General features: G+C 63.7%; 11 protein-coding genes and 1 tRNA gene. 9 read left to right on the plus strand and 3 right to left on the minus strand.

Annotation, left to right across the window (positions count from 1 at the left end; genetic code table 11):
• Window positions 1-71: 71 nt before the first annotated feature.
• Together MXF70_RS12620 and MXF70_RS12625 are read left to right on the plus strand one after the other, a co-directional pair.
• Window positions 72-542 (plus strand): hypothetical protein, encoded by a 471-nt coding sequence (locus MXF70_RS12620; protein WP_248515985.1) that lies wholly within the window; start codon window positions 72-74, stop codon window positions 540-542.
• 164 nt (window positions 543-706) lie between these two features.
• Window positions 707-1693 (plus strand): cation diffusion facilitator family transporter, encoded by a 987-nt coding sequence (locus MXF70_RS12625; RefSeq protein WP_248515986.1) that lies wholly within the window; start codon window positions 707-709, stop codon window positions 1691-1693.
• Between the two features lie 9 nt (window positions 1694-1702).
• On the opposite strand, the gene MXF70_RS12630 is transcribed toward MXF70_RS12625, so the two are convergent.
• Complete coding sequence (locus MXF70_RS12630; RefSeq protein ID WP_248515987.1) at window positions 1703-3082, minus strand: tRNA pseudouridine(54/55) synthase Pus10; 1380 nt, start codon at window positions 3080-3082, stop codon at window positions 1703-1705.
• 122 nt (window positions 3083-3204) lie between these two features.
• On the opposite strand from MXF70_RS12630, the gene trmY reads away from it, so the two are divergent.
• Together trmY and MXF70_RS12640 are read left to right on the plus strand one after the other, a co-directional pair.
• On the plus strand, window positions 3205-3798 hold the full coding sequence (gene trmY / locus MXF70_RS12635; protein ID WP_248515988.1) for a tRNA (pseudouridine(54)-N(1))-methyltransferase TrmY: 594 nt from the start codon (window positions 3205-3207) through the stop codon (window positions 3796-3798).
• 71 nt (window positions 3799-3869) lie between these two features.
• Window positions 3870-3942 (plus strand) — tRNA-Pro (locus MXF70_RS12640).
• A 289-nt stretch (window positions 3943-4231) separates the two neighbouring features.
• Here the strand turns inward: MXF70_RS12640 and katG are convergent.
• Window positions 4232-6376 (minus strand): catalase/peroxidase HPI, encoded by a 2145-nt coding sequence (gene katG / locus MXF70_RS12645; RefSeq protein WP_248515989.1) that lies wholly within the window; start codon window positions 6374-6376, stop codon window positions 4232-4234.
• Between the two features lie 301 nt (window positions 6377-6677).
• Window positions 6678-7457 (minus strand): formate/nitrite transporter family protein, encoded by a 780-nt coding sequence (locus tag MXF70_RS12650; protein ID WP_248515991.1) that lies wholly within the window; start codon window positions 7455-7457, stop codon window positions 6678-6680.
• A 634-nt stretch (window positions 7458-8091) separates the two neighbouring features.
• Here MXF70_RS12650 and MXF70_RS12655 point away from each other — a divergent pair.
• The 5 genes from MXF70_RS12655 (at window position 8092) to MXF70_RS12675 (ending at window position 13369) form a co-directional block, all read left to right on the plus strand.
• Entirely contained in the window at window positions 8092-8928 is an 837-nt protein-coding gene (locus MXF70_RS12655) for an RAD55 family ATPase (protein WP_248515992.1), read from the plus strand.
• 74 nt (window positions 8929-9002) lie between these two features.
• The gene (locus MXF70_RS12660; protein WP_248515993.1) at window positions 9003-9893 is read left to right on the plus strand and encodes a hypothetical protein; all 891 of its coding nucleotides are present in this window, start codon (window positions 9003-9005) and stop codon (window positions 9891-9893) included.
• Window positions 9890-10480 carry a DUF8135 domain-containing protein gene (locus tag MXF70_RS12665; protein ID WP_248515994.1) on the plus strand — a complete coding sequence of 197 codons (591 nt, stop codon included), beginning with the start codon at window positions 9890-9892 and terminating at the stop codon, window positions 10478-10480. Before MXF70_RS12660 ends, MXF70_RS12665 begins: the two co-directional genes overlap by 4 nt.
• A gap of 93 nt (window positions 10481-10573) precedes the next feature.
• A complete protein-coding gene (locus MXF70_RS12670; RefSeq protein ID WP_248515995.1) occupies window positions 10574-11725 on the plus strand; it encodes a M20 family metallopeptidase in 1152 nt (383 codons plus the stop codon).
• A 132-nt stretch (window positions 11726-11857) separates the two neighbouring features.
• Window positions 11858-13369: a carboxypeptidase M32 gene (locus tag MXF70_RS12675; RefSeq protein WP_248515996.1), complete on the plus strand. Its 1512-nt coding sequence runs from the start codon at window positions 11858-11860 to the stop codon at window positions 13367-13369.
• Window positions 13370-13491: the final 122 nt, after the last annotated feature.

Here is a 13491-nt window from a genome sequence, read left to right on the forward strand (position 1 = left end):
GATAGCAGATTGAAGGACCGGTCGTGCGCCGAAGAACCTTCGTGAGCGGTCTCGTCCCCGCGATAGCAGTTATGGCAGGCTGCAGCAGCTCCTCCTCCTCCTCCTCCCCATCGGTCAGTGAGCAGCCGATCGCCGAGTACGACTGCCCGCCCGATGGCGTCGACGAATCCGGACTGAGTTGTTCACAGACGGACGATTCGGAAGGATCTGCGGTAGTTCTTGAACCGTCCCTAGAATCGACGACCGATCCGGACGCGATCACCCTGACGCTCCGGAACGAATCCAGCGAGCAGCTGGAGTTCAACCCCGCGAGCTGGCAGCTGTGGGTCGAGCAGAACGGTGACTGGGATCGCATCGAACAGACCACGACTGGTGATGCGTACGAGGAACTGGCCGTCGGCGATTCCAGAACGTGGAACGCGACCGAAATTCCCGATCTGATTCGGCAGTCCGAGTTCAGCTTCGATCCGGGAACCTACCTCGCGGCGATCTCGATCAGGTCGCGAACTCCAGCCTGTTTCTTCCGTATCGTCGACGAATAGCCCCTCAGTGTGTGCAGACAGTGAGCCCAAGGACTGCCAGTCGGTGCTGGATCGATTCCCGGCACCGTATCCGTGCTCACCCACCGATGGATTTAGATCGATCGGACGCGCGATCGTCGCAACAACCCGCCAGAGCTAACTATCGGCTGGTGCCACGTCCGTCAATGGCATCCAGCGTCTCCGTCGTTCTCGCAGCGCTCGTCGCCAACGCTGCCATCGCCTGTCTGAAGTTCGGCGGCTTTCTGATCACCGGGAGCCCCTCCATGCTCGCGGAAACGTACCACTCGATCTCCGACACTGGCAACCAGGTGTTTCTTCTCGTTGGCATCTTCTACGGTCGCCGTGAGGCAGACGAACACCATCCATTCGGCTACGGAAAGGCGGAATTCTTCTTCTCCTTCCTCGTCTCCGTCATGCTGTTCGGAATCGCCGGGTGGGAGAGCGCACGGCACGGCATCGAAGCGATTAGACACGGGGAGACCAGCTTCAGCGAGGAAGCCCAGCAGCTCCCCATCGTCGACGTCGCGGTCCAGGGCGTCTACGTCAACTACGCAATCCTGCTCGGTGCGATCGTCTTCGAGGCCTATGCGCTCTACAAGGCCCGCGCTGGCATGCAAAAGGAGATGGAAAAGCACGGCTACGACGGGTACGTCGAGGCGTTCCGGAAGACCAGCCAGACGACGATCCTCACCGCACTCACCGAGGACACGATCGCCCTCTCCGGGCTGGGAATCGCCCTGACGGGTATCTTCCTCACTCGGACGACCGGCGACCCGATCTACGACGCAGTCAGCGCGCTGCTCATCGGGATCATGCTGATGGGATTCGCGATCGCGCTCGCCTGGGAAAACAAACGACTCCTCATCGGTGAGAGTCTCCGCAAAGACGACGAGGACGAACTCAAGCGGATTATCCGCGAGACCGACGGCGTCGGCTCGATCGTCGACTTCCGATCGGTCTTCTTCGGCCCCGGTGACGTGGTGGTCACGGCCGACGTCGCCTTCGATCGAGGGCTGGACACCCGCACGATCGACGAGCGAATCACGTCGATCGAAGACGCGATCAAGGCGGCCGCACCCGAAGTGACGAAAATCTACGTCGAGCCCGAGCGACCGGTGGATGCAGGCAGTTCGGACGAGTCCGAGCAGTAATCGGCCATCTCAGGTGCGGAAGAACTCCTCGTCCTCGAAGGGTTCGTCCTTGCCCTCGACGGCAAGTACGTCTAGCGCCGTCACGACGACCTCGGCGCCGAGCAGCCCCGCCAGACTGGGTTCGGTGCGGCCCTCGTCACCGCTGACGAGCTCTTTGACGTAGAGCCCGCCTTCACCGTGGATCTCGACGGTCCCCGTTCGAACGATCTCGTCGAGGTCGATCTCCGCTGCGTAGCGATCCGCGATCTCGGCATCCCCGGGGAGATCGTCGGGGCTCACGGTTTCCACGTCGTGGAGTTCGCCTCCGATAGCGTAGACGGTTCGAGTCCTGGTCGTGCTCGCTCGACGGTGGTCCACGCGCTCGGGCGTGAACTGCTCGACGGTGGTGCCATCGAGTTCCCCGAGAGCCGTCTCGAACGCCTCGTCGTCGATCGGTTCGAACAGCGCGATCGAGGCGCGGTAGCGCTTGCTCGCGTCGAGTTCCTTGACGCGCTCGACCATCTCGTAGGTCGCGAGCTCGATCCCCTCTACCTCGACCTGGCCGGCCGCTGCCTCGTTGATCTCGGCTTCGAGCGTGTCGACGTCGGGCGCTCGAACACGGGGACGCTTGACCTCGACCACGAACGGTCGTCCGGTACCCAGCATCAGTGCGTCGACGTCCTCGCGGCCAGCGCCGTGAAACAGCGCCTCCTCACCATCCATCGCGGCGAGGACGTGGGGAGAGACCGACTGCTCGACGCTCGTAGGGTACATGTAGCCCGAGCCGTCGCAGTGTTCGCAGTCCTCCTCGCCGTCGTCGCCGAGCTGCTTCCCAGAGCCGCCACACTCGCGACACGGCCACTCCGTCTGGGGGACGTCGCGCTGTACCTTGCGGTACCGGCCGTACACGAACGCGGGGTTGACCTGTACGTCGACGTCGCCACGCTCAACGTTCAGTAGGGCGAGCACGTCGGGACGGTCGAAGTCCACCCCCGTCCCAGTCAGCTGACCGAATCGCTTTCCGACTTCGCGGTTGAACGCAGACTTGAACGACTCGCCAGCGTCGGCGTCGAGACCGGCTTCCTCGCGCAGTAGTCTGTCGTTTTCCTCGAGGAGTGGCGGAGTACGGGTTCCGACCTGATAGCTCTCGAACTCGTAGTTCTCCAGGGCTTCGACGATGCGCTCGGCCCACTCCTCGTGCGTCGAGCAGTGGCCTTCACACACCCAGCAGTCGTCGGTGGCGCCAGACTCGAATGGCTCGTCCTCGGTCAGCGCGACGGCAGTTCGAAGCGACCCGCCACGCTCGGCGTTGGTGAGCCCGAAACTCCGGTCGGCGAACGGCCGGCCGAGACAGGGATCGCAGATCGGCCCGCTCGCCAGCAGGTCGCGGGCCACGTCAACGACGTTCATGTCCGTTGCAGCGCCGCGGTCGCGGTAGTACCTTGCGGATCCGCCGCGCGACTGAGTTCGACCACAGATTCCGTCGGTCTCGATGCGACGACGCTATTGGTGGCCCGACGCTTTGCATCGCCATGCGCCAGTTCATCGTCGTCGGCCACGAGGTCACGCCCGACGTCGAAATCTCGCTCGACGACCTTCCGGGAGCGGGCCGATTCGACGTCCTCTGCCGATCGGTCACTGCTGGACTGTTGACGTCGCATGGCATCCGCACCGACGCGCTCGTCCATCTCGTCATCGACGACGCCGTCACGATCACCGTCGACGGCGCCAGCGTCCGCCGGCTGAACCCCGACGAGCGCTCGACGGCGGCGTTGCTCCGGGGCGCCCTCGAGGAGCGCGAGGAAGCGATCGGCCACCAACCCGTCGAAAGCTCCCCCGGCGTCGAGCTCCGCCGCCGCGGGTTGGAAGCAACGCTCGACGCCGTCGCCGCCAGCGGAGATCTGATCGTCCTCGACGAAGATGGCGATCCAGCCCCCTCGGTGCAGCCACCCGAAGATCCAGTATTCGTGCTCTCCGACCACCACGACTTCACCGAGGACGAACGAACCGTACTCGCCCAACACGACGCGACGCCGATCTCACTGGGACCGCAAGCACTCCACGGTGACCAGGCAATCACCGTCGCTCACAACTGGCTGGATACGGGCGGCTTCGAGAGATACTGACCGCCGTAGATCGGCCGTGCGCTGCCCCACTCCGGAATCGTTAAAGGCAGACGGGCGCTTGCTTCACCTGCGGGCCGGTGGGGTAGCTTGGTATCCTTCGGCCTTCGGGTGGCCGTAACCGCGATTCGAATTCGCGCCGGCCCACTTTTCCCGCACTCAATTCGAGGAGCGACAGCGACGAGGCTGCGATGCGTGGAGATTGCAGCCAAGCGAATTCGAGCAGGGAAGTCACAGCCCGCGGAGCGAAGCGAGCAGGAATGTCTTCCCGTGTTCGATATTCGCCCCGGCCCACGGGACGTTCCAAGTTTCGCTATCTCACCCATTGGGCGACACACAGTTGCTGGTCATACCGCAATCTACTGAGCGGTAGCAACGATTGCTCGCCAACAAACCGAGAAAACAAAAATCCGCATCTCGCCGCCCTACAAAGCCGCTAGTCGAGGTCGTAGCGGTCGTGCTGCATGACTTTCGTCCAGACCTCGACGAAGTCCTCGACGAACTCCTCCTCGCCGTCGTCGCTGCCGTAGACCTCCGAGATCGCTCGAAGTCGGGCGTTCGAACCGAAGATGAGGTCGACGCGAGACGCCGTCCACTCGACCTCGCCAGTCTCGCGGTCTCGCAGTTCGAACGTCTGCTCGTCCTCGGAGACGGCCTCCCACTCGTTGCTCACGTCGAGGAGGGTCTCGAAGAAGTCGTTGGTCAGCGTTCCGGGCTCGTCGGTGAACACGCCGAGATCCGAGTTCTGATAGTTCGCGTCGAGGGCGCGCATACCGCCGACCAGCGCCGTCATCTCGGGGGGCGTCAGGTCGAGCAGATCGGCCTTGTCGACGAGTAGTTCTTCGGCGGGCAGGTCGTGTTCGCCGCCGAAGTAGTTCCGGAACCCGTCGACTCGCGGCTTGAGCGCCTCGAAGGAGTCGACGTCGGTCTGCTCTTGCGTCGCGTCCGTTCGTCCGGGCTCGAAGGGAACGTCCACGTCGTGGCCGGCGTCGGCCGCTGCCTGCTCGATGGCGACGTTTCCGCCCAGAACGATGAGATCGGCGAGCGAGACGCGCACCTCGGTGGAGCGTGAGTCGTTGAACGACGTCTGGATCTCCTCGAGCGTGTCGAGGACGGCGTCGAGTTCGGCTGGCTCGTTGACCTCCCAGCTACGCTGGGGTTCGAGTCGGATGCGTGCGCCGTTCGCACCGCCACGCTTGTCGCTGTCGCGATACGTCGAGGCCGACGCCCAGGCAGTCTTGACCAACTGGGATCGGGAGAGCTCCGAGTCGAGAATCGCCGATTCGAGCTCTTCGATCTCCGCCTCGCCGATCAGGTCGTAGGTAGCGTCGGGAATCGGATCCTGCCAGATCATCGTCTCCTCGGGAACCTCCGGACCGAGGAACCGGGACGGCGGACCCATGTCGCGGTGGATGAGCTTGTACCACGCCTTCGCGAAGGCCTGCTGGAACGCCTGGGGGTCCTCCTGGAAGCGCTCAAGGACGGCCCGGTAGTCCGGGTCGTGCTTGAGCGCGATGTCCGTCGTCAGCATCATGGGGGTGACGGAGTCGGGGGCTCCCTCGACGTCGGGAACGGACATTTCGAGTTCGTCGCCGACTGGCTCCCACTGCCACGCGCCGCCGGGGCCCTTGACCGACGTCCAGTCGTGGTCCAGCAGGTTGTCGACGTAGCCCATGTCCCACTGAACCGGTGCCTGGGTCCACGGACCCTCGATGCCGCTGGTGATCGTATCGGGGCCCTTCCCCTCTCCGAACTCGTTCTCCCAACCAAGCCCTTGCTGGTCGATGGGAGCTGCGTCGGGCTCGGGACCGAGGTTGTCACCGCTGTCTGCGCCGTGGACTTTCCCGAACGTGTGTCCGCCCGCGATGAGCGCGGCAGTCTCTTCGTCGTTCATCGCCATCCGGCTGAACGCCTGCCGAATGTTCTTCGCTGACCCCTCGACGTCGGGTTCGCCGTCCGGACCCTCTGGATTGACGTAGATGAGGCCCATCACGGTGTTGCCGAGTGGCTCCTTGAGGTCGCCGTCCTCGTCGAAGCGGTCCTCGGACATGGACTCGAACTCGCCCTCGGGGCCCCAGTCGACGGCGTCGTCGGGCTCGAAGGCGTCCTCACGGCCGCCAGCAAAGCCGAACGTCTCGAAGCCCATGGACTCCAGGGCGACGTTGCCGGCCAGCACGATCAGGTCGGCCCAGGAGAGTTGCTTGCCGTACTTCTGCTTGACCGGCCAGAGCAGCCGGCGTGCCTTGTCGAGATTGACGTTGTCCGGCCAGCTATTCAGCGGCGGCAGCCGCTGTCGACCGCCGGTCGCACCGCCCCGGCCGTCGATGGTTCGGTAGGTACCGGCGCTGTGCCAGGCCATCCGGATGAACAGCGGCCCGTAGTGGCCGTAGTCGGCCGGCCACCAGTCCTGCGAACTCGTCATCAGCTCCTCGAGGTCCGCTTTGACCGCCTCGAGATCGAGCTCCTCGAACTCGTCGGCGTAGTCGAACTCCTCGTCGAGGGGACTGACGTGGCTAGCGTTCTGATCCAGAATGTCGAGCTTCAGCTGGTTGGGCCACCAGTCGGTGTCACCGTGTCTCATTGCGGAGCCACCTCAGAAGGTGCAGCCGTGGTGGTCGAGTCAGCAGTCTGCGAGGTCGCGATACCGGACCGAGGACCGCTCGTGGCAGGCAGTGTGCAGGTAACGGACATTGATCTCGTGTCTATTAAAGATATTTTGTGAGAAGGCCAAAAACGTTCTGGTCGGCAACGACAACAACTTGCATACAACCCACTCTATGGCCCTCAGTCGCGTGTGAGCCGCCGAGTCGACTGCATCAGTTGGCAGCCGATTTGGGGAAGGCTACCGACTCGCGTCAGGGTCTGAACTAGTCGACGGGCCGTCAGTCCCGAGCGCCCCTCGCCTGTGCCGCATGAGTAAACGTCACCAGTCCGAGACCACCGACGAGGTTCCCCGCCGTCACGACGATCGTCAACCACAGCACCGTTCCGAGGCCGACGTCAGCACCGTAGAGTACGCCGACGAACAGGTGGAGTACGGTCACCACGACGTGGTCGAACGGGCCGAGCGCGAGAAGGACGCCGACCACGTACGCGAGCGCGATCCGACTGGGGTCTCCGTCGACGGCGACGAGGAGGAAGGAGAGCAGACTGAGGAGTGCGCCGCCAGCGATGCCACGCGCGAACCACGTTCTGGCACCACGCTCTGCCGTCGCAGTCGCGTAATGGGCCAGCGACTCGCCCGCTCCGGGGGGCAATGCACCGTCGACGGCAAAGACGAACGCGAACAGGCAGCCCCCTGCGAGATTGAAGGCGAACGTGAGCGACCAGAGTCGGAGAAGGGGTCCGAGCAACCACGAATCGGATCGCTCGATGGCTGCCGCTGCCGGATCGGAGAAGTTCTCATTAAACAGCTCCGTCCGACCAACGACCAGAAATACGAGGCCGACGCCGAATGCAAGCGCGCCGGCGAGTTTGGCAACGCCACCGAACTGTGGCTCGACGATCGATTCGACGATCCCGAGCGCCACGACGCCGAAAACGATGGTCAGGCCCGCCAGGAAACTCGTTCCGACGAGCTCCAGAAACGACTGTTCGAGGCGACGGTTCCCCTCCTCGATTGCACGGTCGTAGATCGCTACGGGCGTCGGGGGAGAGCCCACGCGTACCTAATGGGCAGTATCGGTGAAAAATCGATCCCCCAGCCAGTCACTCGGCCGTGCGACGATCGAATTCGGATTCGCCACAGCTATCGCAAGTCACGGGCTCTTCGAGATAGGTCCGATCGCAGTTCGTGCAGTGAAACAGCGGGCCATCGAGCGTGAGAATGCCGCCGTCGGGTGCGGGTTCACCTCGCCGATTGCTGGGTGATTTCGGCTCAGCATCGTCCGACGACGAGTTGGACTCACCATCGTTTCGAACAGCCGCGAGAAGTCGACGGCGTTCCGCCCCGCGGTCTGTCCCTGTCACGCCGATCCCTCCGAACACGTGTCGGCCCCGCTCCGAGTCACTGCTGTATCCGCGCCGATACGGTGATCCACCAACCACCGTCGGTCTCCGCGCCGGTGCATGGCCACCACGTACCACACCTACCTCATAATAATTCCGCTTCTCATTAGCGTGATGTATCTTACGAGGGCAGTAGTAAACGGTGATGTCCTGGTCCAGTATCTGACTGGGGATACCAACCCCGTATATCCATGCGTCGGTCATTCTCCGGAATACTACCTGGATTGCGTGCGAACCGGCCAGCCAATCTGCCGTAAGTGCTAACGGGAGCCGCTTCGAACGGACGCTATGGTTCGGGTCCCCTTCGGCGTCTCGCGGCTCGATGCGATGATCGGCGGCGGCGCTCCCGCCGGCAGCACAGTGTTGCTGGGTAGCGAGGTGGGCGCCGGGGGACGCGAGTTCCTCTATACGACCGCCGCGATGAACGCGCTGGCACACGCAGACGAGGAACAGTTCGAACTCTACTACGGCGATCTGGAGACGGGTGCCGAACTCCCGACCTCGGTCCAGTATCTCTCCTTCACCGACGACCGGAACGCGCTGATCGAGGAGATGGAGTACACGATGGACGAAGGGCTCGTCGATGCTGCCGCCGACGCCATCACCTTCGAGGACTTCTCTGAGGAGTATTTCCAGCTCAGTCAGGTCCCCAGCGACTGGTACGCCGGGAAGACGCCGGACATCAACTCGCTCGGGGACCGACACGACCGACGAGACGTACTCGAAGCCGTCGGCGAGTATCTAAGCCGCAAGGGAGAGGGTAGCCTCGTGGTCATCGACTCCGTCACCGACTTGATCAGCGTTGCCAGCGGCGAAATGGACTGGACCGACATCACGCTGCTCATCAAAGGGCTCACCAAGGCCGCAAAACAGTGGGGCGGCATGGTCGTCCTGCTCGTAACGTTGGAGACCCTCCAGGCAACGGAGCTCGGGCGTCTCATGGAGGCCACGGACGGAACATTCCTCTTCGAGTGGGAGACTGGCGGGAGCGAGCGTGCGCGAACGATGGTCGTCAAGCAGTTCCGCGGCGTGCTCTCCCGACTCGAAGAAGAGGAGATCATCCGCTTCGAGACCGAGATTCACGACGGCGGCTTCGATATCAGCGACGTCCGCAAGATCCGCTAATCTCTGCCTGACCGCCACTTCCTGGCCCGACTGGCCACGGGATACTTATGCTGTGACGCCGGTGTTACTGTCAGATGGCGAGCGAAGACACCGGCAACGCAACGGATATTTCGGTGTCCGAGGACGTCCGGCGCTGGCTCCAGCGCCGGGCAGACGAGCACAGCGTAGACGCGAACCGATTCCTGCAGGAACTGCTCGCCGCTCATCAGACGCTCGACGACCCAGAGACTGATCTCGAAACCACGATCACAAGCGCCGACGACAGCGACAGTGACCGCGTCGATCAGGACGATCTCGACGACCTCGAGGCCGAGTTTCGGTCGCTGATCGAGGACGTTCGGTCGAGAGTGATTCAGGTCAAACGCGAAGCCGACGGGAAAGCCCCGGCCGAGCACGACCACGAGACCATCGTATCGACGCTCGACGACCTCGAAGCAGAGATTGCGGCGCTGGACGAACAGCTCTCGGCTCACCAGGACCATCTCGAAACCGTCGAGGGGAGCCTCGAGGACGGGTTCGACAACTTCGAAGACGTTCTGGAGTATCTCCTCGACACGACGGACGACCTCTCGAGCCGCACCGACAGGCTCGCCAGAGCCACGATCGCCAGTCGGGAGCAGCTTCGTGAAATCGCTGGTTCGATCGAGGAGCGGGAGGCCGCCGACCGGCTCAAACGGGACGCCGCGTTGGAGGGCATCTCGAGCGCCGACTGCGGTGACTGCGACCGATCGGTCCGTGCGGCGCTGCTCACGGCTCCGGAGTGCCCCTACTGCGCGGCGACCTTCGTCGACGTCGAACCAAAACAGGGGTTCCTCGGCTCTCCGACGTTTCTAACGGGTAGTCACCCTGCACTCACCGGCTCCGTCGATGATTCACTCGCCGACGAACTGCAGGCCGACGTGGATCGGGAACGGCCCGATCCGGCCGACGTCGACTGGGACACGGCAGGTGACGACGATTCATGAGCAACGACGATCGGTCCGACGGCGACAGCGATCAAGATCGGGACGATGCGAAGACCGTAGAGGATTCAGCGAGTACCGAAACCGGGTTCGACGAGGATCCGATTCGAAGCGACCAGGAGCGCACCGATCCGTTCGGACTCGAGACGAATTCCAGTGCCACCCCAGACGACCACGAGGCCCAGTCCACCGGAGACTCGCCCACTGACGCGTCGGAGGAAAGCGGTGCGAGCGCAGACGCGCCACTGGGATCGCTCGCTGCCACCGTCGACGAGCGACGAAGCCGCGAGGCCGATCGACCCGACGATGGCCTGTTCGACGAGGAATCCGTCCCAGAGATCGACACCGACGTGGTGTGGGAGCAACTCGACGATGCCGACGAACCGACCGATCTCCCAGACGAAGACGAACAGGACGTCCGCGTGATCGAGAAACGAAGCTACTGCGAACAGTGCCCATTCTTCTCGGACCCACCAGAAGTGAACTGTTCGCACGAGGGGACCGAGATCCTCGAACTCGTCAACATGGAGCAGTTCAGGGTCGTCGACTGCCCGAAAGTCCGCGAAGACGAGCGACTCGAACGGCTCTAGGCCCAGCTTTCTATAGAGTCACCACGGACGTACCCTCTGGACAGGGGACCGCTAGCCCCACCGATTATCAGCCTGGCAGCCCCTGCCAGCGGCATGGACGAACTCTGCGAACTCACCAGCGATCTCGTGGCCATCCCGAGCCACGACGATCCGACAGCCGCTGGCGATCTGATCGAATCGTGGCTTCGAGAAGAGACGAACGCGACCGTGCGACGAGATGCGGTCGGAAACGTACTCGCGCGACGATCGGCAGCCGATGAATCCAGCTCCACGGACGGCATCCTCACCGCTGGGGAGTCACTCGCGCTCGTGGGGCACCACGACGTCGTTCCGCCGGACGAGGAACAGGTCGGCGCCGACGGCGAGTACGTCGTCGAGCGGCGAGACGGCCGACTCTACGGCCGTGGCGCTGCGGACATGAAGGGGGCTGTCGCAGCTGCCATGCTCGCATTTCGCGATGCGACGGTACCCGACCGCAATGACGCCTCGGCGCCCGCCGTCGTCTTCGCCAGCTTCGTCGGCGAAGAAGTCGGCGGGGAGGGAGCCCGGCACGCCATCGAAAACGGGTTCGCTCCCGACGCGGCCATCGTAGGAGAGGGGTCGACGGGGTACTCGGCATCCGGCGTCACCGACGTCGCCGTTGCGCACAAGGGCCGTCGAGCAAGCACGATCGTCGCAAACGGAACGAGCGCCCATGCCAGCGTTCCGGACGAAGGCGTGAACGCGATCTATCGGGCGACTGACGCCGTCGAGTCGCTCCAGTCGCTGGCCGTGCCGTCAGTCGAGGTCGCCGGAGAGTCGATCTCTGGCAGCCTGGTCGTCACGGAAATCGAGGGCGGGACGGCCTGGAACGTCGTCCCCGATCGGTGTGAAATCACGGTCGACGAGCGAACCGTTCCTGGGGAACGCGCCTCCATCGACCGCGTGGCAGCTACGGAGGGTATCGAGTGGATCGTCGACCAGGATCTTCCGCCGATGCGTTGCGGTGACGATGCGTTCGCTGCGGACGTGCTCGCGGCGGCCCGATCGAGCCACGATCGATCCGAGGGCCACGATCCCCAGAACGTGGTCAAACCCCACGCAACTGACGCCGGATGGCTGGCCGAATCCGGCACCGACTGCGTGATCTGCGGGCCCGCTGAGCCAGGAGAGGCACACACCGCCACGGAGAGCGTCTCCCTCGACTTCCTCAGGCGCTGTCGATCGATCTACCGTGATGCGATCGAGTCGTACGTCACCGGATGACTGGAGAGAAGGTGGATTCGATCGAACCAGAGTGCACGAAGAGTCGTCCACGATAAAGCCCTTCGAACGGTCCGAAAGACGTAGAGTACCGAGACCCACGCATTCTTGACCCACCCTCTGCAACGATCGTTCATGTCGGATAGCGCTACGACGACGAACACTGACGAAACCTACGAGGAGTTCCTCCAGCGCGTCGAACGACGCCACAACGTCGGGGCTGCAGCCGGCGTATTGCGCTGGGACCAGGAAGTGATGATGCCGGAAGGTGGCACCACCGCTCGCTCCGGACAGCTTTCTGCACTCTCCGCGATCGGACACGAGCTGTTAACCGACGAAGAGATGGCTGAGTGGGTCGAGACGCTCCGCGATGCCGATCTCGACGACGAACGAACGGCCGTCCTGCGTGAGGTCGGAAGAGAGTACGACCGGGCTACGAGCGTCCCCACCGATCTGGTCGAAGAAATGTCCGCTGCAACCAGCGAAGCGCACCCACAGTGGACCGAAGCGAAAGAAGAGTCCGAGTTCGAGACGTTCGCGCCGGCACTCGAACGGCTCGTCGAACTCAACCGCGAGTACGCGGAACACATCGACCCGAATCGCCCGGCCTACGAGGTACTCTTCGAGGAGTACGAGCCATACCTCGGACTCGAGACCGCCGATCGCGTGCTGACCGAGCTCCGCGAGGGGCTCGTCCCGCTCATCGAAGACGTACGTGAGAGCGACGTCGAACTTGCGTCGCCGTTCGACGGAGAGTACCCCGCCAATGACCAGGAGGAGCTCGCCCGTACCGTCCTCGACGAACTCGACTACGACTGGGAGCACGGCCGGCTCGATACGGCCCCGCATCCGTTCTCAACGGGCACCCAATTCGACGCCCGCGTGACCACGCGCTTCGACGAATCCGAGCCGATCGGCGCGCTCTCGAGCACTGTCCACGAGTTCGGACACGCCCGATACACGCAGGGGCTCCCGAAAGAGAAGTACGGCACGCCACTGGGGCAGTCCCGAGACCTGACCGTCCACGAGTCCCAGTCGCGATTCTGGGAGAACCACGTCGGTCGGTCGCGGAACTTCTGTGAGCGCCTCGTTCCACTGATCCAGGACCACCTGCCGGGTACCGAGGACCTCTCGACAGAGGCACTGTACGAGGCAGCCAACGAGGTGTACGAGGATAACCTCATCCGCGTGGAAGCGGACGAACTGACCTACCACCTCCACATCGTCGCTCGCTACGAGATCGAGCGAGAGATGATCGGTGGCGATCTCGACGTCCAGGAGGTGCCTGCAGCGTGGAACGATACCTACGAGGAGTATCTCGGAATCCGACCCGAGAACGACGCCGAGGGCTGTCTCCAGGACATCCACTGGAGCCACGGCTCCTTCGGCTACTTCCCGACCTACAGTTTGGGAAGCGTCCTCGCCGCACAGATCGACGCGGCCATGCGAGACGACCTCGACGTCGACGGACTGGTCGCCGACGGCGAGTTCGGCCCGATTCGCGAGTGGCTCCGGGAGGAGATCCACCAGCACGGTGCCCGGTACACCACCGGCGAGCTGATCGAGCGAGCGACGGGAGAACCGCTCACGGCGGAGTACTTCCTCGACTACGTCGAGTCGAAGTACAGCGACCTCTACGACCTGTAGAGACGGGCGGCTGCTGGTGAAGATTGGCGAGCAGGCGGCGCATCTGCGACAGTCCGACGGCGCGCCGCGCACCCGCCTCGACCGTCGGAGTCGATCCGTCAGTCCACGATCGATCCTCGGGA

This window comes from Salinarchaeum laminariae (genome assembly GCF_023204835.1).
Taxonomy (GTDB): domain Archaea; phylum Halobacteriota; class Halobacteria; order Halobacteriales; family Salinarchaeaceae; genus Salinarchaeum; species Salinarchaeum laminariae.

Coding starts and splice junctions, on each gene's coding strand:
- katG (WP_248515989.1), bottom strand. CDS start 6,376: ATGAGACACGGTGACACCGACTGGTGGCCCAACCAGCTGAAGCTCGAC.
- MXF70_RS12665 (WP_248515994.1), top strand. CDS start 9,890: ATGAGCAACGACGATCGGTCCGACGGCGACAGCGATCAAGATCGGGAC.
- MXF70_RS12620 (WP_248515985.1), top strand. CDS start 72: ATGGCAGGCTGCAGCAGCTCCTCCTCCTCCTCCTCCCCATCGGTCAGT.
- MXF70_RS12655 (WP_248515992.1), top strand. CDS start 8,092: ATGGTTCGGGTCCCCTTCGGCGTCTCGCGGCTCGATGCGATGATCGGC.
- MXF70_RS12670 (WP_248515995.1), top strand. CDS start 10,574: ATGGACGAACTCTGCGAACTCACCAGCGATCTCGTGGCCATCCCGAGC.
- MXF70_RS12630 (WP_248515987.1), bottom strand. CDS start 3,082: ATGAACGTCGTTGACGTGGCCCGCGACCTGCTGGCGAGCGGGCCGATC.
- trmY (WP_248515988.1), top strand. CDS start 3,205: ATGCGCCAGTTCATCGTCGTCGGCCACGAGGTCACGCCCGACGTCGAA.
- MXF70_RS12660 (WP_248515993.1), top strand. CDS start 9,003: ATGGCGAGCGAAGACACCGGCAACGCAACGGATATTTCGGTGTCCGAG.
- MXF70_RS12675 (WP_248515996.1), top strand. CDS start 11,858: ATGTCGGATAGCGCTACGACGACGAACACTGACGAAACCTACGAGGAG.
- MXF70_RS12625 (WP_248515986.1), top strand. CDS start 707: ATGGCATCCAGCGTCTCCGTCGTTCTCGCAGCGCTCGTCGCCAACGCT.